Genomic DNA, 26082 nt, shown 5'->3' with positions numbered 1-26082 from the left:
ACGCTGGAAGAGGGCGTTGTGAGCTGTCATGGCCGGTTAGATGCTTTTTACAATAGCCTGAAATTCCAAGCCAAACTTCTGTAAATACTGCTTAAGCCGGTGCGAGTCATTGGCGCTGGCTTTTTGAGTACGGCTATGATTGAACAATACCCGTCCCGCCTCGGCTAAGCTGCGGCTGGCTCGGCATACGCGCACCACTTCGGTAAGTTGCAAACGATCAAATAAATCCACTTCCGCCAAGGCTTGCGCTGACAACACGCCGGCAAGTCCATCGTCAACCGGCGCTGGTTGCCCGAAACCGGACCATGCATACTGCAAGCGGCCGATTTCTTCGGTCACCAGTTCTTCGGTAATGCGCCCGCCCGTTGCCAGAGTTGCCATGCGGGTAATGCTGGAGTTTAAATCCCGGAAATTCGCTCGCCATAGCGCCTGCGTCGAACGCGCAAATTTTAAATACTGTTCGCGTGCGGCTTTATTAAAACTGACTTTATAGCCTGCCTTGATAGTAAATTGTTGCAGCTCGTGTTCAATATTGGGCTCTAAATCTTCGATGCGCTGTTTTAACGAGGGCAGTTGATAGGTCCATAAATTAATTCGCGCCAACAAATCCTCCCGAAACAATCCCCGTTGTACTTGTTCGAACAAGTCGCGGTTAGTCCCGACTATCAATTGAAAATCGCTGCCGACTTCCCGATCGCTGCCCAACGGCATAAACACTTTATCTTCAATGGCGCGCAGCAGCATGGCTTGCTCGTCCAGACCCAATTCGCCGATTTCATCCAAAAACAGCAAGCCTTTATCGGCCTCGCGCAATAAGCCCATGCGCTGATTCATCGCGCCGGTATAAGCGCCCCGCACATGCCCGAATAAAGCCGACATCGCGTTATCGCCGCGCAAGATCGCGCAGTTGACTTCCACCAATTTTCCGGTCACCAAACCGCGCTGTTTTTTCAGCTCGTAAATGCGTTTTGCCAGACGCGATTTTCCTGCGCCTGTCGGGCCTGTTAATAACATCGGCGCCGACGATTTGATCGAGACATGTTCCAGTTGGGAAATCAGATTATTAAACGCAGGATTATGGGTTGCTATGCCGCCTTTTAAATAAGCGATGCCGTCCTGGGCTTCGCGGGCAAAGCGTGAGGCAATTTGATCGTAGCGCGATAAATCCAAATCGATGACTTGATAACAACCGTGCACGCCTTCCTTGCTCGGCGAGGTTTGCAGCAACTTGGCCGGAATGTAGTTGGCTTCGGTCAGCAGATACAGGCAGATTTGCGCGACATGGGTGCCGGTCGTGATGTGGACATAATAATCATGCTGCTCGGGATCGAAATGATAGCTGCGGGTGAATTCGTGCAGCTGGCTGTAAACCTGTTCGAAGTCCCAAGGGTTTTCATAATCGACTTGATACGGTGTCAGCCGTATTTGCGGAGACATCGCCGCCATATCGTTGAGCGTCAAGGTGGCGAGCTGCTGTTCATCGGCATGGTAAATCAACACAAACTCATCGACGGGAAGGTTGTCGTGCATCAATAGCGAGATGCTGGGCCGCCAACGTTCGTGCCGTCTGCTACCCAAACCGCCGTGATCCAGGCGGGATCCTAAAATGCCGATGATGACTGTATCCATTTTGATAATCCGGTATCTATATTGATAAATTATTTACCTGGAGTTTAGCTTCTTGGGCGTTGTAAATCTACTCTAGCTGAGCAACTGTAGGAGCGGGCCATGCCCGCGATGAAGGATCTGCAAGTCTGCAATCGCCTCGCAAATATCGCGGGCGCGGCCCGCTCCTACTGTGCCTTGTCTTCTTAACGTAATGGCAGTGAATCGCTTACATGCGGTTTGGCACAAGGCTTGCTCTATACAAATCGTTAGTAAACAAACTCAAGGAATCAATCATGACTAGCTCCTACGAAGTCTTACACCAACAAGGTCAACACCCTATTAAGGCATGGACACGCGGCGTAAGCTTTGATGAAAACTCCAGGCAACAATTGCTGAATATCGCCGGACTGCCGTTTATTCACAAATGGATAGCGGTAATGCCCGATGTTCATCTGGGTAAAGGCGCGACGATCGGCAGCGTCATTCCTACCGTCGGCGCGGTGATTCCTGCTGCGGTCGGTGTGGATTTGGGCTGCGGCATGATGGCGACTAAAACCACGTTAAGCGCCTCGCAACTGCCCGATTCGTTGACCGCGTTACGCAGTGAGATTGAAAAACGAGTGCCGCATGGCCGCGTTGCCAATTTTAAAGTGCGCGATACCGGCAGTTGGGGGCAAGCGCCTGAAGACGTTGTGCAAGCATGGTTACCGCTAAGCGAGGGTTTTCAACGCTTGTGCGAAAAACATCCGTGCTTGAAAAATACCAACAACCTCAATCATTTGGGTACCTTGGGAACCGGCAACCATTTTATCGAGATTTGCCTGGATGAGGCGGATGCGGTGTGGGTGATGTTGCATAGCGGTTCGCGCGGCGTCGGCAACCGGATCGGTACGCATTTTATCGAGCTGGCTAAAAAAGATATGGAACGCTGGTTTATCCATCTGCCCGATAAAGATTTGGCCTACATTCCCGAAGGCAGCGAGCATTTTAAAAGCTATCTGGAAGCGGTGAGCTGGGCGCAGGATTTTGCGCTTGCCAACCGGATCATGATGATGAACAACGTGTTAGCAGCAATGCGGGAGGTGTTGCCTGTACCGTTTAGCGCAGAGCTGGAAGCGGTCAACTGTCATCACAACTACATCAGCCGTGAACATCATTATGATAAAAACGTGCTGGTTACCCGGAAAGGCGCGGTCAGTGCCAAGCTGGGCGAAATGGGGATTATTCCGGGCAGCATGGGTGCTAAATCATTCATCGTGCGCGGCTTGGGTAACGAAGAAAGTTTTTGCAGTTGCAGCCACGGCGCAGGGCGGGTTATGTCGCGCACCCAAGCGAAAAAACTGGTGTCCTTGGCCGAGCATATTCAAGCCACGGCAGGGGTGGAATGCCGTAAAGATGAAGCCGTGATCGATGAAACGCCTTCCGCCTACAAGCCCATTGAAGCGGTCATGGCGGCGCAGGCGGATTTGGTTGAAATTGTGCATACGTTGAAACAAGTGGTTTGTGTGAAAGGTTAAAACCGAACTTAGACCTTCTAGGTTCGCTAATTCCCAAGCTCTAGCTTGGGAATTAGCGAGGCGAAGCTCCAGCTTTGCGGGACAGGAAGCTGGAGCTTCCAAGACTGGGTTCCCAAGCTGGAGCTTGGGAACCAGCATAATAAATATATTCAGCGTTGCCGCGAACCATAGGCAACGCAAACAAGAATTTGACATACCAACAACACCAGCGGTTCAGGTTCAAAACGCCTGACTGACGCAAACCTTGTAGGACATGTGCGTATCGGTGTTGAGACGGTGTCAAATAACGCTGCCATAGCTCAGTCAGGTAGAGCGTCCGAGATTACTCGGTAGGTCGTTGGTTCGAATCCAACTGGCAGCTCCATCACTATAGCTCATCCAGGTAGAGCAACTGACGGTTAATCAGTTTGTAGCCGGTTCGAATCCGGCTAGTGAAACTACCCTTCCAAGGTAGCTTGAAAAGCAAAGCCCGAAAGGGCATTAGATAGGGCCTCCCGATTGAAGGCGGCAGTTGCGTGCAGGCAGATGCGGTTTGTCTGTCTTCATGTCATGGTCGCCTGACATCAGCACAGACACTGCCTTTGGGCCGGGTCTGACGGGCGCGCAAACAGCAAGCGTGGGTTTGCCCGCTCGCCATAAGGCTTGGAGCCGGTGGCTGTGCGGAGGCTTTATCACTTTAATTTTAAGGAGACAGCAATGCGTTTAATCAAAAAAATAATAATCGCGGAAACGCAAAAAGGCTTGTTGTTCAAAGAGCAGCAATTTTTAAAAATATTACCCGCCGGTGTCTATAGATTTTGGGATTGGTTCGATCAATACCAGGTTCAGACAGTCACCCTGACCAACACCTTGCAGGAAGAGATCGGTAAAGACTTGCTGCACTTGGCGCAATTACATCCGGATGCGTTCGCCGAGGTGATGACGCAATGGGAAACGGGCGAGCAGGAAGTCGGTCTGGTTTATCAAAAAAATGTTCTAAAAGACATAAAAGCTCCCGGGCAACGCGGCGCTTACTGGAAAACTCAGCAAGAGATACATGTGGACAAGCTGGACATCAGCCAGGACTTTACCGTGCCCAAGAAACTAGCGGCCTTATTGGCGAATGCCAAAGAAGACATGTTACGTTGTGCCGCTTTGAGAGCGATAGTCGTAGCGACAGTGCCGGAAAATCATCTGGGATTTTTGACGGTGGATGGCGAAACGGTCGCAACATTAAAGTCGGGCACGCATGTTTGGTGGCGGTTTAACCGCAATATCGCCGTCACGTTATTCGATAGCCGTTTGCAAAACATGGAAGTCAACGGCCAGGAGATTTTGACCAAAGACCGCGTGAGTTTGCGGGTGAATTTGTCGTCAACCTGGCAGATTAAGCATGCCGAAGTGGTTAAAGCCGAGCTGGCCGATGCCAAGGATTATTTGTACCGCGAATTGCAATTGGCGTTGCGGACGGTTGTCAGCACGCAAACGTTGGATGAACTGTTAGCCGATAAAAACTCTTTGAACACGCAGGTGTTAACGATCGTCGCCGGAAAAGCGGCCGTTTATGGTATCGAAGTAAAAACCGTCGGTGCGCGCGATATTGTCCTGCCCGGTGAAATGAAGGCGATTTTGACCCAAGTGGTTGAGGCGCAAAAACTCGCCGAAGCGAATTTAATCAAGCGTCAGGAAGAAACCCAGGCCACGCGTTCTTTGCATAACACAGCAAAAGTCATGGAAGGCAACCCCGTGTTGTTGCGGTTGAAAGAGCTGGAGATATTAGAAAAAATCACCGGCCGTATTAACACGCTGAACGTTTACGGCGGTTTGGAGGGCGTGATGAATGATATGGTGCGCTTGACTGAGAGGAGCAGATAGCACTTATGCGTAGTGGTTCAAACCCAATCTGAAAAATACTTCTAAAAATCAGTAATTGTCAGGTTAGATTTGAAGCGCTACAACTGAGGTATTCTTGCTAAAACGGTTGTTTTTCGTTTTACTCCTCTAATGCTCGCTGCCGCCGTTGCAGTTTGGCTACGCGTTTTTGCACCAGCGTTTTGGCGGCATCTGCGCCGATATGCGCCTCGCCGCGTTTTTTGGCTAATTCCATTTGCTTTTCACGCTCCATGAAACGGGTTTTCCGCTCGGCCGTGATTTTATCGTAACAATGAGGGCAGCTAACACCTTGCTGATAGTGTTCGCTGGCTTTGTCGGTTTCGGTGATGGGCAGGCGGCAGGCGTTACATTGGTCGTAGTTGCCTTTTTCAAGTTGGAGATTAACCGTTACCCGGTCGTCAAAAACAAAGCATTCGCCTTCCCAAAGCGTTTCTTGTGCGGGAACTTCTTCCAGATATTTTAATATGCCGCCTTTGAGATGATAAACCTCGTCAAAGCCCTGTTCTTTTAAAAAGGCTGTCGATTTTTCGCAGCGGATACCGCCGGTGCAGAACATCGCCACTTTTTTGTGTTTTTCGGGGTCGAGGTTTTCTTTAATGTACTGGGGAAATTCGCGAAAGCTGGTTGTATTCGGGTTAATGGCGTTTTTAAAGGTGCCGACTTGATATTCGTAGTCGTTGCGGGTATCCACCAGTATCACATCAGGATCGGAGATCAGTTTGTTCCAGTCTTTGGGGCTGACATAAGTGCCCACTACGCGTTTAGGGTCGATGCCTTCGACGCCCATCGTCACGATCTCTTTTTTGAGTTTAACCTTGGCGCGGTTGAAAGGTAATTTGTCGGTCAGCGATTCCTTATGATCGATATCCGCCAGACGCGGGTCGTTACGCAACCAATCCAGCACGGTGTCGATGGCTTGGCGTGATCCGGCTATCGTGCCGTTGATGCCTTCGCCGGCCAGCAACAAGGTGCCGCGAATCTGGTTGGCTTCCATGACATCATGAAGGGGTTGGCGCAAAGCCTGATAATTTTTCAGGGTGACAAATTTGTACAGAGCACAAACGACTATGTGAGACATTATTATTCCTTGTTGCGAGCCGGAACGTAAATCCGGTGCAGATGAAAACGATAGACTTCCAGGAAAGTAGCTTCCTGAAAAGTAGAGAATTTCTTTGAGAAAAGGTTCTCAAAGAAACAGTTGAATGATAACACTAAATCTTTTTAAAATTAATTTATGGGAAACGCGGGGAAGTATATTAATAGCCCTGACGTTAAACGATATGAATGTTCCTGGATTCAACTCATAAATGCAATCATGGTAAATATTACACGTATTGAAAAAATATACCTTGACTCATAGTGTCGAGAAGACCATACTGCACCCAGCTTGAAAATAAGATTTACCCTCTGCTTACCATTTCGATGTATCTTCTGTAGTTCCTCGTCCTGTTTTTCATTTTGTAATTTTCAAATTTACCGGCTTGACCCGCCTTTTTAAGGCTTTTTATATTCAAATATTTATAGGACTCATTATGTCTACAATTACTACTGGCATCGTTAAATGGTTTAATTCTGATAAAGGCTTCGGTTTTATCGAGCAGCAATCAGGCCCCGATGTTTTCGTACATTTTCAACAAATCAATAACTCCGGCGGCTACAAATCGCTGGATGAAGGCCAAAAAGTACAGTTCAGCGTAGCGCAAGGCCAAAAAGGCCCACAAGCTGAAAATGTAAGCGTCATCAGCTAAGTTATAAATTACATGCGGCGGCACAATTATCTGTGCCGCAGTTTGGCTTCAAAAGTTCAATCAAAGTCTGTAATAAATTAAAGTCGACTAACTTTAACTGTTATTAACACGACCCTTAATCATCTTGTTGAATCGGATGATTTCAATCTGCTTCGTTTACACCGTCAGTTAATCTCAAATATTGCCAGTAAAGAGCATCAAAATCCATCCTGTAAAGCGTATGTCGCATTGTCCAACGCGTTAGTTACTGAAGTGGCAATCGAATGTTAAGTCACACCTCAAAACCCTATATATTCTAAAGAACCGTTCCGATTGTTCTATGGTAATTACGTTCATTTTCTTGTCATGAGCGAGATTACGCTCTATCCGAAGCATGATTCGGAAATTGAAAATATTTAAGCGAAATAATCGGTAGCGCCAAACCAATCTACCGTATTTTGACTTGCAGGCGTCGGCTTTTCACTAATCAACTCGTCAAGGATATATTCCAGTCCATAAAAATTGCCATTATCAAAAGCCTGATTCATGGGAGCGACAATATCACTATACGTATCGAAATTATGGTTAATCATCTTTTACCTTCCTGTCTCGCTGACTGATATACAAAATTTGGTGTAATACAGATAAGTTTCTCGGCTTGATAAGCAATAATTTCTGTAAGCCATGGCTAAAATGCGCTTTGTTCGCTGAACAGAAGCTGAAGCGGAATAGGGACAGGGGTATTCACTAAGAATGAGTTCAAAAAATCAGGCATTGTTTCGGGAAGCTGTTAATTCCTGCTTCTGTCAAAGCAAAAATACCCACAGGACCCTGCTGCTGTGGTCTTATCTCGTTAGTCATAAAAATTCTTTTTTAGTCCGTTCCAAAGTTTGGATGTATAGCAACGGACATTAATTAAAACTTAAAAATAAGTTTTAACATATTTAAGTTGTATAAGGTGCGTTAACTTGATATTCTTTTCCTCGTCGCCAACCGCAGGCGATATAACAGCTAAGGAAATAATAATGACTGACACACAAAACAATGGGGAAGGAATCATGAGTAAACCTCTTTACGAAAGAATAGGTGGGGAACCGGCGGTCAATGCAGCCGTTGATATTTTTTACCGCAAGGTTCTGAGTGACGACCGTATCAACCGTTTTTTCGACAACGTTGACATGGAAAAACAAGCAGCCAAACAAAAATCTTTTTTGACGATGGCATTTGGCGGTCCGCATAATTATACAGGGGAGGACATGCGTAAAGGTCATGCACACCTGCTTAAGATGGGCTTGGATGACAGTCATTTCGACGCAGTTGTAGAAAATTTGGGAGCAACTTTGGAAGAGTTAAATGTCCCGCAGGAACTCATTACCGAAGTGGTGGCGATTTGTGAAACTACTCGCAACGATGTATTAGGCAGATAAACAAAAACAACGCTGCTCCATGATGTTTTATTGGGCATTATGGAGTCGGGTTTAACGGTAGAATCATGTATAAATTAACGATTGAAGAAAACACTTATTCTTGTCAACCGGATGAAACAGTGCTGGATGCGTTATTACGCGAAAATGTTAATATTTCCTACGCCTGTAAAAAAGGTACCTGTCACAGTTGCATGGTGCGCAGTCCCGATATCTTACCGCCGCAAGCCGCTCAGGCCGGTTTAAAGAATACGCTGAAAAAACATAATCACTTTCTTGCCTGCCTGTGTCATCCGGAACAGGACATGGTGATTAAACTGCCCGATCAATCGGAGTTCTATACCCAGGGAACCGTTGTTGCCAACGAAATGCTCAATAGAAATACGCTGCTGTTGATCATAGCTTTTAAGGATGCATTTGAATTTAACGCCGGACAATTTGTTAATTTGCAAAGACCCGATGGATTAACGCGCAGCTATTCGATTGCCAATACTCCGCAAGAATCCAATACTTTGGAATTTCACATTCGTAGGCTAGCCAATGGCAGGTTTAGTGAATGGCTACATGATGAGCTTAAGGTAGGGGATACCGTAGCCGTATCCGAACCGCGCGGACACTGTTTTTATCTGCCGGAAAGAAGCGATCAAGGCATACTCCTGGTAGGAACGGGAACAGGCTTGGCGCCATTGGCGGGTATTCTGACCGATGCACTTGCACATGGTCACTCCGGTCCCATTTATCTGTTTCATGGCAGTCGTGAAGTTGAAGATCTTTACCGGATTGATGAGATGCGCCAACTTAGCAGGCAGCATGAAAATTTCCATTACGTCCCTTGCGTATCAGGCCATCATGTTCCTGAAGGATTTGGTCACGGACGTGTCAACGAAGTTGCGTTGTCTTCGCTGACAGATTTAAAAGGTTGGCGCGTATTTCTCTGCGGTCATCCTGAAATGGTCAACCAAATGAAAAAAATGACCTTTCTCAAAGGCGCGGCATCGGCCGATATTTACGCGGATGCTTTTTTGGCCTCACCGAGCTGAACAATGCCGCTCATAACCGACATAAGCCGTTTTTTATTTAAAGTATCAGGCAGGTAGTCCGTATGGGCGCTTGCGTAACATGCATGCGATTCATGGCTTAGCTGCCAGAGCCGGCAGCTAATGCTTCAATTGGCATGAATGAGTCTGATAAAGCAGAGCTAACACGCCCGGCAATTGTTGCGGTTATTATCAGCATCCTGTCTGTATTAAAGTAATAATTTCTTGCTGAATAGCGACTGATTATTCTGTTGCTTTTACACAAAAAAGCAGACAAAGCGGTCAAAATCCACCTGTTTATATATCTGCACGGAATATCAATAATAAGGACCTCTTTAGCAGCTAATATCGAGGTTAAAAAGGCTGTTGCGAGCTAACAACGGGCAGGCTGGACACAGGTCAAGGTGCTGAAATGCTTGGCTTCCTTTTATTTAATTAATAATTAAATCACTTGTTTTGCTTATTTAACGGGAGGATTATTCGCGCTCAAATTAAACAAATATTTGGTAACTAATTATGAAAATTATCACAGGAATAGTTTTACTGGCCTCTCTTTTTGCGATAGCCGGAGCCGCCTTTTTCCAGCTTTTTGTTTTACTGACGAATAATCTGTTTTTTCAGCAAGATTATAATCGGCATATCTCACGGCAAGGTTAAGTTCATAATAAAGAGTTGGTTTGCATTGTTTAGTGTGCGTAATGCAGTGATCATCAGGCGTTGACCATCAGCTAGGTGGCGAGGCGATGCTTTATACTTTGGCGTCTCGAGCCACAAGCCATGTAAATAAAGCAGGCGGAACCGGTTACAGGGACTGGTTCAGTAAATTGACCTGAACATCCATGCTATTCAAAACACAACCCAAGCCGAATTGATGAAATATCGAAACATCGGCGGCATCGCGCCCAAAAGCAATAATCACCCTGCCGCCGCGTAAATCGCCCTGGGTAGGATCGAATGCATACCATCGACCGCCGACATAAGCCTCAAACCAGGCATGCAGGTCCATCGGTTCAAGTTGATACAAATAACCCACCACCAGTCGCGCAGGTATACTGATGCTCCGGCATAATGTAATAGCCAGTTGTGCAAGGTCTCTGCAAACGCCATAGCCGCGGTTATGAACTTCAATCGCCGATAGCGGAGAATCGCTGGAACCGGGAATATAGCGGATGGAGTTACGAACCCAATCAGTAATTCTGCCGACCTGATCGTAGCCCGGCAGTGCATCGTTGACTACCTCTCTGGCAAGATCGCCAAATCGGTCGGATTCGCAATAACGGCTGGGTAACAGATAAGGCAGAATTTGGTGAGGAAGATTCTGTATTTCAACAAAATAAGCCCCCGGTGCACTATCAATATTTTCAGCAGTGATGACCTCGGCAGAGGTATGAATAATAAATTCTCCGGGAGGGGCAACCAGACGTTGACGAAAATTGCCATAGTTGTCTTTGCTCTCGGTTATCGGTACGTCAGGCTCAACGACATAAGTGGATTTTGTAATCCTTTGCTGTGCTCCGCTCAATGGGCGCAGCATTAAAATCAAGGCTGTCGGGGCGTCTATCTGGAAACGAAGATCGCAACTAACGCTCAACTTCATGCTGATAAATAATCCGTTATTGCTGTTGTGAACGATGTGTTTACTGACATAAAAGTCCCACCGATTGAATCTCGTTATACGCGTGTCTCAGCCATATTTTGACGCGTTGCCGGTCCAGTAAACCCAAGGCGTTCAGGCTTTCAGTATCCTTGTTTTTTGCCGCCCAAAAACTGGAGCTGTTGCCATCGATCTTGGTCATTACCGGGGCATGCAGTCGCTTCAAGGTAATCACTTTGGCATTCAATGCCAAAGCGCGTTCTTTGACGCCTGATGATTCTAAAATAGTAAAGTGATCGTCGCGAAGCTGGTTTTGCACCAGTATGTAATTCAACCGTGAGTCGTATTGATCGAGCAGTTTGCCGAGCAAATCTACGCAATCTTTGCCGGAGTCCATTACATTCCAGTAGTACAAAGCAATCCCCAACTCCTCTGCCAGTTCCAGCACGCCGGATTCATCGATCCATTTCGCCAGCGGATGATGGGTTTGGGCGGCGAGATCAACCAGAATGCGCTGCCCGGGATTCGCTAATGCAGTCTCCATAATGGCATCCAGGCTTTGGTAATTATCAATGACGGTAGGCGATGCATAGTCCGTATAAAAACGCAGTAAGGAACCATGCGAACGATCCGTGTCAAAACCGATAAACGCTATTTCACTGTCTATCATGTATTGAGCCAGCACACGTGCTACGACCGATTTGCCTACACCGCCTTTTTCGCCGCCGATAAAATGAATAGCGCCCATTGTTTCTCCATTAAGTTAAAGATTCAGGTTCGTGGTTTGGTTTTTTATTGGAATCCGGGGCGTTTGCTCAAGCCGTAACCAAGCTGGATCAATGCCCATCTAATCAGCAGAAAGCAATAATCAAACCAATAGTCGTTTTATTGATGGCCGACACCCTGCACATGTAGCGCGGTACCGGGATAACTGTCCGGAGAAATGTATTGTTGCGAAGCAATCAACCCTATTTTTGGGCATTTTTAGTGCAAGAAACCGGTTTTTATCTCAAATTGGTGCAAATCATTACGAAGATCGGTTATTCAGATTCTATTGTTTTAAGTCGTGATCCAGGGCAAGCAGCGAGAGTAAGTGTAACCGTAAAGAACACGAAGTCGTTCTCTGCTGATTAACACGGATTATGGCGCATTAATTGCTGATTATTATGAATTGCAGGGATTATAATTGCGGTCCGACAGGGTTGATCGACTATCCTAAGAGTCTATTTCTAAAATAATGCATTAATTGAACATGAAACCGACTCAACACGACAAACTAGACACTTATTTCCAGCAGGTACAAGATATTATTCTGAGTCGGCAGGATTGGGTGACCGGCTTATTGCCGGCCAGTACCGCTGTCAATGTGCACGGCAATTATACCGATGCCTGGGTCAGGGATAATGTTTACAGTATTCTCTCGGCATGGGGTCTGGCGCTTGCTTACCGGCGCGTTGAAGACAGCCAGGCTGAAAAAAACAGCGGACGCGCTTATTTGCTGGAGCAAAGCGTCGTCAAGCTGATGCGCGGACTGCTGACGGCGATGATGCGGCAAGCGTCCAAAGTCGAGAAATTCAAGCACACGCAGAATCCGCTGGATGCCTTGCACGCCAAGTACGATACGAAAACCGGCGCCGTGGTGGTGGGCGATCATGAATGGGGGCATTTGCAACTGGACGCCACGTCTTTGTTTCTGTTGATGTTGGCGCAAATGACCGCGTCCGGCTTGCGCATTGTGTTTACGATAGACGAAGTCAATTTTGTGCAAAACCTGGTGCACTATATCAGCCGGACTTACCGTACGCCTGACTACGGTATTTGGGAGCGCGGCCACAAAACCAATCATGGCATTGCCGAGTTGAATGCCAGTTCGATCGGCATGGCAAAAGCGGCGCTGGAAGCGCTGTCAGGCTTTAATCTATTCGGTAAGGACAGCGGACAAGCGTCTGTCGTTCATGTGATCAGTGACGACATCGCCAGGACGCGGATTACGCTGGAATCGCTGCTGCCCAGGGAATCCATTTCTAAAGAGGCGGATTCCGCCGTTCTCAGTATCACCGGATTCCCGGCTTTCGCAGTCGATAACCAAATCATCCGCGCAAAAACAGAAGCGATTATTTGCGAGAAATTGGAAGGCCGATACGGCTGCAAACGCTTTTTGTTGGATGGTCACCAAACCGCCATAGAAGATAGCCATCGTCTCCATTACGATCCGCATGAATTAAAACAATTCATGAATATTGAGTGCGAATGGCCGCTGTTTTTCACCTATTTATTGCTTAACAATTTATTCACAGGCGATAACGATGCCGCCTTGAAGTATCGCACTAAATTGGAACGCTTGCTGGTTGAACAAGATGGCCGGCAATTATTGCCCGAGCTTTATAGTGTCCCAAAAGAGTTAATTGAAGCGGAAAAAGTCGACGCACACAGCCAGGAACGGGTACCAAATGAAAATATACCTTTGGTTTGGGCGCAAAGTCTTTTTATGCTGGGCAGTCTTATTCAAGATGGTTTACTTGAAATTGACGACGTCGACCCCTTAGGTCGGCACAAAGTTATTAAACAAGCTCAGGATTGCAATCTGCAAATTCAGTTGCTGGCCCAGGATGAATCCGTACAAAACAACTTAATGAAATACGGCATTCGTACTCAAACACTCGCCGCTATAGCCCCTATTCAGATCAGGGAAGCCAATGAACTCGCCGATGCCTATACGCATGTGGGCAGAAATGATCGTATCGGCTTAACCGGCAGACCGTTAAGGCAGTTGCGGACTTTGGCGACATCCAAGATGTATATATTGGCAGGCGAGATTCTGCTTTTTCTGCCGCAATGCCTTAATCAAAAAGGTTTTTATCTTGCGATGGATAACCGTATGTTGATGCAGCGCTTACGACTGGAACTGGCCTACATTTATAAGCATTGGGATAGACCGGGCAATCCTTTGGTGGTTATGACCATCAAACAGAATATGTTGGGCATCCATAACCGTGAAGTCCTGATTGACTTTATCAAAGAACTGCAACAAGGTTCTACTTTGGGTATTCCCGTGCAACTTGGAACCCTCTCCGATTTCGCAGAAACTTCAAGTCATGAAAAAATTAGCTATCTGCATGACTTTGAGTTTTCCAAGGCCTCTTGGGAAGAAGCTGAGCGGCCTTTTTTTCAGGTATTACCGATAGACACAGCCCTATCCCCACCAACACTACTTGATACCTACACAGTAACGGAATGGGAAATCAGTGCCGATGAAATACTGATTGAGCAACTAAAAACCAACGCCAACCTTTACGCACAACTTGAAGTATTAAGTTTACTGAGCCTGCGTCATGGTCTGGATTACGATACCGGCTTATCGGCGATGGATGGCGCTGCCGGTCGTGTGCGTGACTTGCTGGAAGAAATCTATGAGCGGGCAGGGGACCTACATGCCTGGTATGTGGTCAGGCGCTGTGCCGGTTTACTGGGTAAATACGACATCAATCTGGAACAGGCGGCCACCGATATACTGGTTCGTCAGCATGCGCTGACATTAGGTCGGGCTTACAGCGGCCGGGCAACCTTGACCCGTCCCGCCGATTCCTCGGAAATTTTGCAGACTATTCGCGCCTACAATAATAATGACGCCAGTGAGCATATCATTATTCAGGAATTGATCATTTATTTGGGCATGTTGATCAAGTCCGATCCTGACTTGTTTACCGATATGCACACGGTGCGAGTGGGTCATATTCTGCAGTTGCTTGTTGCCAGACAAAAGCGCGAATCAGGCTGCGGTACATTGGATCAGGCTTTTAACGAAATTCTTTCTTTGCCGCCTTATCAATTGTTCGGAAAAGTAAAAGAAACACTGGAAGACTATAGCAACACAGAAGATCAACTGGGTTTGGCTGAAACGCTGCACTACGAAGGCGATTGTCGGGAATTAACCGATGCTCGCTTTCCAAAAAACATGGATCCGACGGACCGGGGAGAAATTGTCGATTGGTACCAATGGCGCGAACAGCAAGGCAGTGTCGGCAGGGAAAATGATGCTTTTTTTGCCAGTGTCTGGGAAACCTTGCACCATTGCAAAGGCTTAACGATAGGCGATAAACTCAACAGTAAAAGCCGGCTGGATAGCGACAACACCCTGTCGCAATCAACGGCGGGCGAGCAAAGTTTCAAGTTACACGTCAATCATTTGCTTAACAAAATTCAAGCCCCGGTTTATCGTCAATTAACGGTAGAAGCTCTAAAAGCAATCGCATCTATTTTTCGTGAAAACGTATCGTTACATATTGACGATACCTTGTTAACGGATATTATTATTGGTCATGCAGTAAGGATTATCTGGTTACAATCTCATCCTGAAAGCAAAGAAAATTACGAAGAGTATGTATCGCTGGCATGGCAGGATATTTATCGATTACCACCGCATAAAGTCGCCAACGGCGTCCTCGATGCTTTAACATATCTGCTTAACAATAATGAGAGAGAGGCCTTATGATACTAGCTGGAGATATAGGCGGAACGAAAACGGTATTATCCATTTTAAGCAGAGATGCCAACGGCTCGCTGACCTGCGTGCAGGAGCAAACCTATTCAAGCCGGCAGTTTCCGAAATTTGACGACATTCTGACCGCCTTTTTACCCGCTGACATTACTATCAGGTCGGCGTGTTTCGGCGTTGCGGGCCCGGTCGTCAATCAACGCTGCCAAACCACCAATCTGCCGTGGTTGTTGGATGCAGCAGCGCTGAAAATAAAACTGGGCACGGCTAAAGTAAAGCTTCTGAATGATCTGGAAGCCATGGCGCTGGGCATGTTGTATCTGCCCGAACACGACCTGATCGAGTTAAACCCTCATGCAGAAACCCAGGCGGGCAATATCGCCGTCATAGCGGCGGGAACAGGCTTGGGCGAAGCCATTCTCTATTGGGACGGCAACAAACACTATCCTATGGCTACCGAAGGCGGCCACAGCGACTTTGCGGCTCAAAATGCGCAGCAGGATCTATTGCTGGCGTATCTTAGAAAAAGTTATCCTGATCATGTCAGTTGCGAGCGCATCCTGTCGGGTATCGGTTTCAGTCATTTGTATGATTTTCTCTGTGAGCAGAAATTTGCGCCGCCTTGCCCTGATATTCCTGACAGCGGCGTTGACAGAAATGCCGCCATTTCCGAACGGGGGCTTTCCGGTAAAGACCCTTTATGTGTTGCGGTAGTCAGGATTTTTGTTGAGCTTTATGGGGCTGAAACAGGTAACTTGGCATTAAAGTCGCTTGCCACGGGCGGGGTTTTTATTGGCGGGGGCATAGGCCCAAAAATATTATCGGCTATGCAGGATGGTAACTTTATTCGCGCCTTTAAAGCCAAAGGCCGTTTTCTTCCCTTGCTCGATAAGATCTCGGTGAAATTATCATTAAACCCGCGTACGCCTTTAATTGGCGCGATTAATTATTTTGATTTATAGAGCCGATCATGTTTGCATTCCGGCCCGATCGGTACCTATGACTTGTATGCAACAGGTGACTTGTATGCAACAGGGAAAATATAGATTTCCCTGTTGTTAAAAAAACCGGCCAGCTGTTCTCAAGCTACAAATCAACCCGCATGACTCTCACTGTGCTTTTATTAAGACAGGGCAGTGTGGCGATCGCTTCCCGAAGCTTGTTTTCCCAGCTGCGTCTGAGTTGCAGCAAATAATCATCATCGTCATCAAAGCAATAATACTCATCAAGGCTGGAACTGTTTTTGCGATAAATGAGCATTTCTACAGGCGCCCCGACACTGGCGTTACTGCGGATGGTCGAGTCCATCGATACCAGACAGCAGCGCGCCGCTTCATCGATTGAGGTGTTCAGTTTGAGAAAACGGTCCAGTATCGGCTTGCCGTATTTACTCTCGCCAATTTGTAAAAAGGGTGTATTGGCTGAACTGGTTATGCTGTTGCCTTCTGCATAAACCATATAAGCGCCATGCGGCTCATCACCGATTTGACCGGCTAAAATAAAACTGGCCGAAGGATTAAATGCCGATTGTCCTTCGGAATTGATATGTTGTTTTTGTTTTTCGACGCTGACATGACCCAGGTAGGCGGCCGCCTCGGACAAGCATTCCACATTATTGAGATTGACGTCGGCATTTTTGATTTTATCGCGATGCAACTGCTCTAAAACGGCTTGAGTGGTCGCAAGATTGCCGGCGCACAGCAAAACAATCTTGCGGTCATCGTTGGTTTTAAATGCATGCATTTTTCCGTAAGTACTGACGTTATCAATACCGGCATTGGTTCTTGAGTCGGAAACAAGAATAAGCCCTTCGTCTATAGAAGCTGCAATACAATAAGTCATAAAACATTCGGCTGTTGGGAGGTTAAAAATACTATTAACCATTATCCAACAAAGCAACGCCAACGTCCATGTCACTTAAAGCATGTCTGACACTAAATCATAAGGCTATTAACAACTAAGCCAATTAAGCAGTAGCTTTACCGCATGTCATGATAAAAATGATACCCGAAAGTATTGTAATTTTAAAAGATAGTGTTACTATCTTTTACGGGTTGATTTACTTCCTTCAGTGCTTATTTTAACTTTTATTCTAAATAGCAGGTATAGCATGAAAGATTTTTTACACCTTCATAGCAATAAAGATGAATCACCCGGTTTTTTGCGTGGCGCCCTAATGTGGCGGGGTTCTGTTACCCCTCGTATTTTTTTCAGCCTGCTGCTAATGACTTGTTACTGTGCGTTAATAGTTGCATTGGATCAATACTGGCAGCCCTTGCCGCATCTTGCCGTGACTCCGTTTGAATATACCGGCGTGGTACTCGGATTGGTTCTTGTATTTCGGACCAACGCAGGCCACGAACGCTGGTGGGAGGCCAGAAAATTATGGGGCGCTATTGTTAATCAGAGCAGAAATATTGCCATCGGGGCGTTAAGTTACGGCGATATTTTGAATGTCAGCTCCCAACAGCCTCTGTGGACTAAAGACATGGTGAAATGGACGATTGCATTTTCTTTTGCAACTAAAGAATCCTTGCGCAATGGCAAGAACTTCGATGAGTTAAGCGATTTACTGAACGAACAGGAGCTGGATGCGTTGAAGTCTGCTGGTCATATGCCGCTGTTTGTTGCCGGAAAAATAGCGGAACTATTGCAACAGGCACGACTTAGCCATTATATCGATGGCTTTGTTTTTATGGGGTTGGAAGGCCAACGGGTTTTGCTGATCGATCACATCGGTGCTTGCGAAAGAATCCTGAAAACGCCCATGCCCTTGGTTTATGCAATCAAAGCCAGGCGGTTCATTTTGATTTTCTTATTATTGTTGCCGTTTTCATTAATAGAAAATTTGGGCTTCAGCGCGGTATTTATTTTCTTTTTAGTGGCTTATCCATTGCTGTCTTTGGACAGAATTGGCATTGAACTACAAAACCCGTTTGTCACTAAAAATTTAAGCCACCTGCCTTTAGACTCTATTTGCGACACTATAAAGCTTCATTGTTCGGCATTGCTGGAACAGTCCCAACGCAGTGGAAACCATAACTTTCCTTGAGATCAAAAAATGAAAACATTAACCAAAGAAATGCAAGCCGCCATCACACCGGCAATGGCGTTGGACTTATTAAAAGAAGGCAATAAACGCTTTGTAAATAACCTTAAAATCAACCGTAACCTGCTGCAACAGGCCAATGACACGTCCGACGGACAACATCCGTTTGCGGTTATTTTAAGTTGCATTGATTCCCGGACCTCGGTTGAGTTGATTTTTGATCAGGGTTTGGGCGATGTATTCAGCGTCCGTATTGCCGGCAATATCATTAACGAAGATATTTTAGGCAGCATGGAGTTTGGCTGCAAGGTGGCCGGTTCTAAAATAATAGTGGTGTTGGGTCATACCAAATGCGGCGCAATAAAAGGCGCTTGCGATCATGTGGAAATGGGTAACCTGACAGCCCTGTTAAGCAAGATACAACCTGCGGTTTATGACGAAAAAACCGTCACAGAAAACCGTAATTCGGACAACAGTGAATTTGTCGAAAAAGTGGCCGCCATTAATGTAAAAAGAACGGTACATGCCATTATCGAACGCAGTCCTATTTTGAAGGAAATGATAGACGCAGGTGAGATAGAAATTATTGGCGGCAATCATGATCTCTTAACAGGCGAGGTTAGTTTTTATGATGATACGTTGATTATTAACAACCCGTCATAAGACAACTTTCGGGCGAATACTATTAAGGAAGCGCTGAACAAATCATTTTTACTTGTGGTTCGACAAGGCCTTTAGTCCTGAGCGCAGCCGAAGGATCACCATGAACGGAATCAATAGGTTACCGTTCATCCTGAGCCTGCCTAAGGATTTAATCAGCGCCTCCCTAAGTACCCGCCGCGCAAATTTTAACCCTTCTTACACAAGAGATTACCTGCGTGACTTCATATCAGTTGACCCATCTGAAACAGCTTGAAGCAGAAAGCATCCACATCATCCGCGAGGTGGCTGCGGAGTTCGAGCGGCCGGTAATGCTCTATTCCATCGGCAAGGATTCCGCCGTCATGCTGCAACTGGCGCTGAAGGCATTCTTTCCCGGCAAGCCCCCGTTTCGGCTGCTGCATGTGGATACCACCTGGAAATTCCGCGAAATGATCGAATTCCGCGACCGACTGGTGCGTGAACTGGGTCTGGAGCTGATCGTTCATATCAACGAGGAAGGGGTAAGGAAGGGAGTCAACCCTTTCACCTACGGCAGCAAGAAACACACCGACATCATGAAGACCGAGTCGCTCAAACAGGCGCTCAATAAATATCAGTTCGATGCGGCCTTCGGCGGCGCCCGCCGCGACGAGGAAAAATCCCGCGCCAAGGAGCGCGTTTATTCGTTTCGCGACCGGAACCACCGCTGGGATCCCAAGAGCCAACGCCCTGAACTGTGGAGTCTCTACAACGGCAAGATAGACAAAGGCGAGTCGATCCGTGTATTTCCCTTGTCCAACTGGACCGAACTGGATATTTGGCAATACATCCATTTGGAAAAAATTCCTATCCCAACATTATATTTCGCCAAGGAACGTCCCGTCGTCCAGCGCGAAGGCACATGGATCATGGTCGATGACGAGCGTATGCCGCTGGAGCCAGGTGAGCAGCCTCAGATGCTTATGGTGCGTTTCCGTACCCTGGGTTGTTATCCGTTAACTGGTGCCGTCGAATCCACCGCCAGCACGTTGCCTGAAATCATTCAGGAAATGCTATTGGCAACCACCTCAGAACGGCAAGGTCGGCTCATCGATCACGACCAGACCGGTTCGATGGAAGATAAAAAGAAGGAGGGTTATTTTTGATGAAAAACATCCCTGTTTTCACACTGTGGGCGCGCATTGCGCGTCCAAATCCTCTCCCGGAGGATTTGTAATGGCTAACCAAATTCCCTACGGCCTGTTCGTGACAGGCACTGACACCGGCGTCGGCAAAACCCAGATTGCCGCCGCTTTGGCCCATCTACTCGCAGAGCGGAATCTGATCGTGCGCCCCCGCAAACCGGTGGAATCCGGTTGTCGACGAAAGAAAGGAAACCGCCTTGTGCCCGAGGATGCCAGAACGCTGCAAGTCGCATCTCGAACGGATGAACCCTTGGCGCAGATCTGCCCTTATCCCATGGAACCGGCACTGTCGCCGGAACGGGCGGCAGCCTTGTCCGGTAAAACCTTGACTTTGGATGATGTTCAGGCGGCTTGCTTCAAAGGGGTGGCCGATACAGATTTCCTGTTGGTGGAAGGCGCAGGGGGATTCTACTCGCCGTTGGCATCGGGTGCGCTCAACGTCGATCTGGCCATGGCGCTGTCCCTGCCGGTGCTATTGGTGGCGGCGGACCGGTTGGGCACCATCGGCCACACCCTGATGGCCGTGGAAGCGATCAGACGGCGCGGCTTGACTCTAGCGGGAGTGGTGTTGAATCGGCTTGGCCCCTACGGCGATCCGCTTATGGACAACGTAACAGACCTGTCCCGCTGGTTGGGACAACCGGTGATTGTGACCGACCGGTTCGATGCGAGCACCACTGATCCAGGCTGGATGATGCTTTGTCCTGCGCTGGCGGCCCTGGCTGACCGGTTGACGACAGGTTAATCCGTCCAGCCAGAGTTGGTAGACTTTTAAAACACATGCTAAGGATGACAGGGTAACTTATGTTATTCCAACCTAAGCACATCCACCGAGACTGATAAGGTATGCTGGCCGCCGCCAAAAGCAATGCCCTTTAACGGCGTGACATCCGTGTAGTCGCGTCCCCAAGCCAAGGTGATATGTTGATCGAATGGCACGGCATTATTGGTAGGATCAAACTCCAGCCAACCGGTACCCGGCACATACACGGCAAACCAGGCATGCGAGGCATCCGCCCCGACCAGGCGCTGCTTGCCCGGTTCCGGCTGCGTTTCCACATAGCCGCTGACGTAACGCGCAGCAAGTCCAAAAGAACGTAAGCAACCGATCGCCAGATGGGCAAAATCCTGACACACGCCGCGGCGAAATTGAAGCACGTCGGATAACGGCGTGGCAATTGTGGTGCTGCTCGGATCGTAAGTAAAATCGGCGTGGATTCGCTGCATCAAATCCGTCACTGCCTGCACCAGCGGCCGATTGGGCAAAAATGAGCTTTGTGCATAATTAGCCAGTTCGGCATTGGCGATGACCATCGGCGAGTCCAGCAAAAACAGCTTGGCATCCAGTAGCTCATCATAGTGATTTTGCTGCTGATACTGGCCTTGCGACTGCGACTGCGTTTGCACTTGTGATTGTCCGGGGACTCCTTGCAACTGCTCATGCACTTGCTCCCAAGTGATTAAATTAGTCAAATCGTCACGGCTTTGTCTGGGAAATATCGTGACTTCACTTACTGCGGTGACCACCAAGCGTTGATGCGCTTGTTGTATGGCGAAATAAGCGACACGATTGCCGAAAAAATCCCGGCGTTCGTGAAAATCGCTAGGGGTGGGGCTAATGTCAAAGCGGCTGCTTTGACATTGCTGGCGCCAGAAATCGCGGGGTTGCAATCGTGCTTCATTCTGGCACAGACCAACCAATTGACTGTACTGGTAGAGCGTGCTGTGAGTAATGCGGTATTTCACAGATCATCCTCCGGCTGCATCGGCATCATCAATTGAGGCATTTGAGAATGGCTGAAATAGGCTTGTGCAAGCACTTCATAAAGCTGCCATAACTGCTCCGTCATTGCCGACAAGACACTTTCCAGTTCACTGTAAACGCCGGCATCGTCATCAATATTAATCAGCTCCGGCACTTTAACCAAGCGTAAATCGGTGTAGGCTCTGAGTATCAAACGTTCTTCTTCACTCAACTGTCCCTTGCCGTGTTCTCTTGGCAATGCATTGATATGGCTGGATAATTGATGTAGCTGATAGGCCAGCGAACGTGGATGGGTTTCATCCGTCAGCAATAATTCCAGCACCATCGGCAACTTGATAAATGAGCGGTAGCGGCGCCGATAAATGCTCAAACTGTCAGTGGAGATCAACACCGCTTCCAGCAGCTGATTTTGCAATGCCGGCTCATGACGCTGCACTACCGTGGCGCGCAATAACGCGATCAATGCCAGTGCATGTTCCAGGCGACGGCCGCTATCCAGCATCAACCAACCTGCTTCGCGGGTCATGCTTTCAGTGGTCAGACCAATAAATGCGACAAAGCCGGTGATTAAATCGTCCAGGCATTTTTGCAGTTGCTCCAGATCGCAATGATTGCTCACTACCCGTTGTTGCCAGCGTCGTTGAAGATTATCGACGCAACGCCAGGTATCCTGCGACCAGACATCGCGAATACTGAACGCAGTTTGGGCAAACGCTTGAATGTTGGCCGCCAGCGTGCCGGAGCGCTGGACATTTTTAGCGAGTGCCAGCAATTCATCCTGAGGCTCCTTTAACACAGACGCATGACTGGTAACAAACCCCGGATAGGTACCGGTTACCTGAGTCAGCGCGCTCAATAATACATTGAGACACTGGCTGTCGAGCGGATCGTTAAGTTCCCGGGCTTCGGCCAACTTGAGCAATATCATGCGCATTAAGCGGGTAGCCGCTTTGATACGTTCCAGATATCGTCCAACCCAAAACAGATTATTGGCCGCGCGACTGGTTAAGGGTTCGGTGTCCGCAGACAAAAGCACGTCCCGACCGGGCTGGAACCACAAACTGACCTGATTGTCCGGTTCATCAGCCAATACCCAGGTATCCTTACTAATTCCGCCCGCCTGATTTGAAACAATAAAATCGTCCTGCTGACGGGCAATTCGGGTAAGGCCGCCGGGCATCACTTGATAGTCATCGCTGCCGGCAACTACAAAGCTCCGTAATACCGCAAATCGCGGCTCAATATGGTGGTCGATAAATGAGGGTACCGTAGAAAAACTGACATGCTCCTGACCGACATAACAATGCGGTTTGGCGATAATGGCGGCACGTAAAAGCTCTTTTTCTTTGGCGCTTAACAGTGCGCCAAAAAGGACATGATTTCCTGAACTGCGATTGATCGGCTTAATGACCAGCCGATCAAGATTTTGTAGTACAAAATCCCGTTCACGGCGCTGGCCGCACCACCAAGTGGCAACCGAAGGCAGCATCAATTCCTGATTTAAAAAATACCGCGAGAGTCTGGGTAAAAATGCCAATAATCCCGGATTTTCCAGAACACTGCTGCCCAAAGGATTGGCGATCGCCACATTATTGCGGCGCACGGCTTCAAGCAGTCCGGCCACACCCAGCCGGGAAGCGCTACGCAACTCCAGCGGATCGCAGAAAGAATCGTCAACCCGGCGCAAGATAACGTCGACCGGTTGCAGACCATCCAGCGATTTAAGCCAGACGCGGCCATCGCGTACGGTCAGGTCGTCGCCCTGTACCAGGGAAAAACCGAGATAAGACGATAAATAAGCATGCTCAAAATAGGTTTCGTTAAGAGAACCCGGCGTGAGTATGACAATTCGCGGATCTTCTTTATTATGCGGCGCAATATCAGCCAGCCCCTTGCGCAGGGCTTTGAAAAAACCGGAAAGCCGGTTCACTTGCGTTTCCCGGAAAATATCCGGAAGAACCCGTGTCATCACGGTACGGTTTTCCAAGGCATAGCCGGCGCCGGAAGGTGCCTGGCTACGATCATCCAATACCAGCATGCGGCCATTATGACCACGGGCAAGGTTGGCCGAATAAACAGTCAGCTGGCGTTGAAGATGGGGCAGGGTACCCATGCAAGGATGCAAAAAGCCGTCGTGCGCCAACACCAGTTCACTGGGCAACAGGCCTTTTTTTAGCAGCTGCTGTTTGCCGTAAATATCGTTTAAAATCAGGTTGAGCAGCTCTGCCCGTTGTTTAAGACCGGCTTCAATAAGCGACCAATCTTCACTGCTGATCAGTAGCGGAACAGGGTCAAGCCGCCACGGCCGGGCGAGTTTTTGCGCATCGCCGTAAACATTGTAAGTGACGCCGTTTTCCCGCAACAGGCGCTGGGCTTCGCGGCGGCGCAACTCCAGCTGTTCGCTACCCAGCGTTGCAATGGCGTCCATAAAACGCTCCCAGTAAGGCAGCACTTTATGTTCTTTGGCAACCATTTCATCGTAAACGCCAAGTTTGGTGGCGTAAAACTGCGCGCCAATATTGCCGGTTGATTCGTTCATGCGTACTGCTCAGTGGTTAGAAAATGGAATCAGGCACACCGCTAAGCTGCACCTTCATCATTAAAAACGAAAAAACTTCACCACGAAGAACACGAAGTTTTATGTTCTTCGTGCCTTCGTGGTGAACAAAAGATTGTTAAGCGTCTGTTTACCACTATTCTCCGCTTAAGCAATTTGATTGTTATACCGTATCAAGGCCGTTGTTCAATATTTTGATAATGCCGTAACGGCTCGCCCACATAGATCTGACGAGGACGGGTAATGATCACTTGCTCGCTGTGCAGCATTTCCCGCCAGTGCGCCAGCCAGCCGGGCATCCGGCCGATAGCGAATAACACCGTGTACATATTGGTGGGTATGCCGGCGGCCCGGAGAATCAATCCGGAATAAAAATCGACGTTCGGATACAGTTTCCGGGAGATGAAATAGTCGTCTTTCAAGGCGATTTCTTCCAGTTTCCGGGCAATATCGAACAAAGGATCGCTAACCCCGGCTTTGGCGAATAATTTGTCGCATTGTTTTTTTAATACCATGGCGCGGGGATCGAAATTCTTGTACACGCGATGGCCGAAACCCATCAGTCGGCTTGGCGAGTTTTTATCTTTTGCCTGATTGATAAATTCAGTGCCGTCGCCGCCGTCGGCATGTATCTGTTCAAGCATCTGTATCACTTGCTGATTGGCGCCGCCATGACGAGGCCCCCAAAGCGCCGAGATGCCTGCCGAAGCCACCGCATACACATTCGCCATACTTGAACCTGCGGTACGCACCGAAGAGGTGCTGCAATTTTGCTCATGGTCGGCATGCAGGATCAGGAACATATCGATGGCTCTGACAATATCTTCATCCAATTGATAATCCCGCACCGGCGATGAAAACATCATGTTCAGGAAGTTGCGTACGTATTTAAGCTTGTAGGACGGATAAACTAGCGGTTCGCCGATCGATTTCTTGTAGGAGAAAGCTGCGATAGTGCGTACCTGAGAGATCAAGTTGATAACAATTTGCTGTTCTGTCACCGTATCAAGCCGGTCGGGGATCGGGTAGAACGTGGATAATGAGGCCACCATGGTCGCCAAAATACCCATCGGGTGCGAGCCGCGCGGAAAACCGTTAAAAAAATGATGCATGTCTTCGGGAATGATCGAAGACTCGTTAAGATTGGTTGAAAACTCCAATAACTGTCGGCTATTAGGTAGTTCGCCATTCAGCAGCAAATAGGCCACTTCAACAAAACGCGAATTTTCGGCCAATTCTTCAATAGGATAACCGCGATAACGGAGTATGCCTTTCTCGCCGTCAATATAAGTGATGGCGCTTTCACAGCTGGCGGTATTGCCATAGCCTTCATCCAGGGTCACGTAACTGCTTTGACTGCGCAATTTGGAGATATCGATGGCTTTTTCACCCTCGATCCCTATCAAAGTGGGTAATGAGTAATTTTTATCATCCAATGTCAATATGGCTGGGGATAACTGCTTTAATTTATCGGTCATTTGAATAAATCTCCAAAGCTGATGGCTAGACCATCACTTAATTTTATTTTATTTATCCGCGGATTCCCAAGCTCCTGCTTGGCAATCCGCGTCTTGGAAGCTCTAGCCGCGTAATTTAATGATACGCACAGCG

The 26082-nt window shown here is 48.0% G+C and carries 20 protein-coding genes and 2 tRNA genes; 13 read left to right on the top strand and 9 right to left on the bottom strand.

The window, feature by feature from the left end; translation table 11 throughout:
- Nucleotides 1-36 precede the first annotated feature (36 nt).
- Nucleotides 37-1629, bottom strand: a complete 1593-nt coding sequence (gene rtcR, locus Q8L79_RS16515; protein ID WP_305273478.1) for an RNA repair transcriptional activator RtcR — start codon at nucleotides 1627-1629, stop codon at nucleotides 37-39.
- A gap of 272 nt (nucleotides 1630-1901) precedes the next feature.
- Here rtcR and Q8L79_RS16510 point away from each other — a divergent pair, with 272 nt between their 5' ends.
- From Q8L79_RS16510 to Q8L79_RS16495, 4 genes are all read left to right on the top strand, one after another.
- Nucleotides 1902-3125, top strand: a complete 1224-nt coding sequence (locus Q8L79_RS16510; protein WP_305273477.1) for an RtcB family protein — start codon at nucleotides 1902-1904, stop codon at nucleotides 3123-3125.
- A gap of 288 nt (nucleotides 3126-3413) precedes the next feature.
- Nucleotides 3414-3489: transfer RNA gene (locus tag Q8L79_RS16505), tRNA-OTHER, on the top strand.
- Nucleotides 3489-3559, top strand: a tRNA-Asn gene (locus Q8L79_RS16500). Before Q8L79_RS16505 ends, Q8L79_RS16500 begins: the two co-directional genes overlap by 1 nt.
- 262 nt (nucleotides 3560-3821) lie before the next feature.
- Nucleotides 3822-4979, top strand: coding sequence for a slipin family protein (locus tag Q8L79_RS16495; RefSeq protein WP_305273475.1), 1158 nt, complete (start codon nucleotides 3822-3824; stop codon nucleotides 4977-4979).
- Nucleotides 4980-5097: 118 nt separating this feature from the next.
- Here the strand turns inward: Q8L79_RS16495 and Q8L79_RS16490 are convergent, their stop codons facing one another.
- Nucleotides 5098-6075: a rhodanese-related sulfurtransferase gene (locus Q8L79_RS16490; protein ID WP_370870020.1), complete on the bottom strand. Its 978-nt coding sequence runs from the start codon at nucleotides 6073-6075 to the stop codon at nucleotides 5098-5100.
- 454 nt (nucleotides 6076-6529) lie between these two features.
- On the opposite strand from Q8L79_RS16490, the gene Q8L79_RS16485 reads away from it, so the two are divergent.
- Nucleotides 6530-6745, top strand: a complete 216-nt coding sequence (locus Q8L79_RS16485; protein ID WP_305273472.1) for a cold-shock protein — start codon at nucleotides 6530-6532, stop codon at nucleotides 6743-6745.
- 395 nt (nucleotides 6746-7140) lie between these two features.
- On the opposite strand, the gene Q8L79_RS16480 is transcribed toward Q8L79_RS16485, so the two are convergent.
- A complete protein-coding gene (locus Q8L79_RS16480) occupies nucleotides 7141-7317 on the bottom strand; it encodes a hypothetical protein (RefSeq protein ID WP_305273470.1) in 177 nt (58 codons plus the stop codon).
- A gap of 432 nt (nucleotides 7318-7749) precedes the next feature.
- On the opposite strand from Q8L79_RS16480, the gene Q8L79_RS16475 reads away from it, so the two are divergent.
- Together Q8L79_RS16475 and Q8L79_RS16470 are read left to right on the top strand one after the other, a co-directional pair.
- Nucleotides 7750-8151, top strand: coding sequence for a group 1 truncated hemoglobin (locus Q8L79_RS16475; protein ID WP_305273468.1), 402 nt, complete (start codon nucleotides 7750-7752; stop codon nucleotides 8149-8151).
- A 65-nt stretch (nucleotides 8152-8216) separates the two neighbouring features.
- Complete coding sequence (locus Q8L79_RS16470) at nucleotides 8217-9188, top strand: FAD-binding oxidoreductase (protein WP_305273466.1); 972 nt, start codon at nucleotides 8217-8219, stop codon at nucleotides 9186-9188.
- 799 nt (nucleotides 9189-9987) lie between these two features.
- Here the strand turns inward: Q8L79_RS16470 and Q8L79_RS16465 are convergent.
- The gene (locus Q8L79_RS16465; RefSeq protein WP_305273464.1) at nucleotides 9988-10782 is read right to left on the bottom strand and encodes a transglutaminase family protein; all 795 of its coding nucleotides are present in this window, start codon (nucleotides 10780-10782) and stop codon (nucleotides 9988-9990) included.
- Between the two features lie 40 nt (nucleotides 10783-10822).
- A complete protein-coding gene (locus Q8L79_RS16460; protein WP_305273463.1) occupies nucleotides 10823-11527 on the bottom strand; it encodes a mobilization protein in 705 nt (234 codons plus the stop codon).
- A gap of 504 nt (nucleotides 11528-12031) precedes the next feature.
- Between Q8L79_RS16460 and Q8L79_RS16455 the strand changes: the two genes are divergently transcribed.
- Nucleotides 12032-15271, top strand: coding sequence for a glycoside hydrolase family 15 protein (locus Q8L79_RS16455; RefSeq protein ID WP_305273461.1), 3240 nt, complete (start codon nucleotides 12032-12034; stop codon nucleotides 15269-15271).
- Nucleotides 15268-16236 carry a glucokinase gene (glk, locus tag Q8L79_RS16450; RefSeq protein ID WP_305273459.1) on the top strand — a complete coding sequence of 323 codons (969 nt, stop codon included), beginning with the start codon at nucleotides 15268-15270 and terminating at the stop codon, nucleotides 16234-16236. Before Q8L79_RS16455 ends, glk begins: the two co-directional genes overlap by 4 nt.
- Nucleotides 16237-16360: 124 nt before the next feature.
- Here glk and Q8L79_RS16445 read toward each other — a convergent pair whose 3' ends face one another.
- Complete coding sequence (locus Q8L79_RS16445; protein ID WP_305273457.1) at nucleotides 16361-17116, bottom strand: peptidase; 756 nt, start codon at nucleotides 17114-17116, stop codon at nucleotides 16361-16363.
- 268 nt (nucleotides 17117-17384) lie between these two features.
- Here Q8L79_RS16445 and Q8L79_RS16440 point away from each other — a divergent pair, with 268 nt between their 5' ends.
- From Q8L79_RS16440 to bioD, 4 genes are all read left to right on the top strand, one after another.
- A complete protein-coding gene (locus Q8L79_RS16440) occupies nucleotides 17385-18326 on the top strand; it encodes a bestrophin family protein (protein WP_305273455.1) in 942 nt (313 codons plus the stop codon).
- A 9-nt stretch (nucleotides 18327-18335) separates the two neighbouring features.
- Nucleotides 18336-18986, top strand: coding sequence for a carbonic anhydrase family protein (locus Q8L79_RS16435; RefSeq protein WP_305273453.1), 651 nt, complete (start codon nucleotides 18336-18338; stop codon nucleotides 18984-18986).
- 215 nt (nucleotides 18987-19201) lie between these two features.
- Nucleotides 19202-20110 carry a sulfate adenylyltransferase subunit CysD gene (gene cysD / locus Q8L79_RS16430; RefSeq protein ID WP_305273451.1) on the top strand — a complete coding sequence of 303 codons (909 nt, stop codon included), beginning with the start codon at nucleotides 19202-19204 and terminating at the stop codon, nucleotides 20108-20110.
- 70 nt (nucleotides 20111-20180) lie between these two features.
- The gene (bioD, locus tag Q8L79_RS16425) at nucleotides 20181-20894 is read left to right on the top strand and encodes a dethiobiotin synthase (RefSeq protein ID WP_305273450.1); all 714 of its coding nucleotides are present in this window, start codon (nucleotides 20181-20183) and stop codon (nucleotides 20892-20894) included.
- 62 nt (nucleotides 20895-20956) lie between these two features.
- Here the strand turns inward: bioD and Q8L79_RS16420 are convergent, their stop codons facing one another.
- The 3 genes from Q8L79_RS16420 to Q8L79_RS16410 form a co-directional block, all read right to left on the bottom strand.
- Complete coding sequence (locus Q8L79_RS16420) at nucleotides 20957-21895, bottom strand: transglutaminase family protein (protein WP_305273449.1); 939 nt, start codon at nucleotides 21893-21895, stop codon at nucleotides 20957-20959.
- Nucleotides 21892-24453, bottom strand: coding sequence for a circularly permuted type 2 ATP-grasp protein (locus Q8L79_RS16415; RefSeq protein WP_305273447.1), 2562 nt, complete (start codon nucleotides 24451-24453; stop codon nucleotides 21892-21894). The genes Q8L79_RS16420 and Q8L79_RS16415 overlap by 4 nt, the downstream gene beginning before the upstream one ends.
- A 191-nt stretch (nucleotides 24454-24644) precedes the next feature.
- Nucleotides 24645-25949, bottom strand: a complete 1305-nt coding sequence (locus Q8L79_RS16410) for a citrate synthase (RefSeq protein ID WP_305273446.1) — start codon at nucleotides 25947-25949, stop codon at nucleotides 24645-24647.
- Nucleotides 25950-26082: the final 133 nt, after the last annotated feature.

It is taken from the genome of Methylobacter sp., assembly GCF_030680395.1.
Classification (GTDB): domain Bacteria; phylum Pseudomonadota; class Gammaproteobacteria; order Methylococcales; family Methylomonadaceae; genus Methylobacter_A.
Note: the sequence above shows the minus strand (reverse complement) of the source record. Positions and strands in the feature narration are given on the sequence as shown.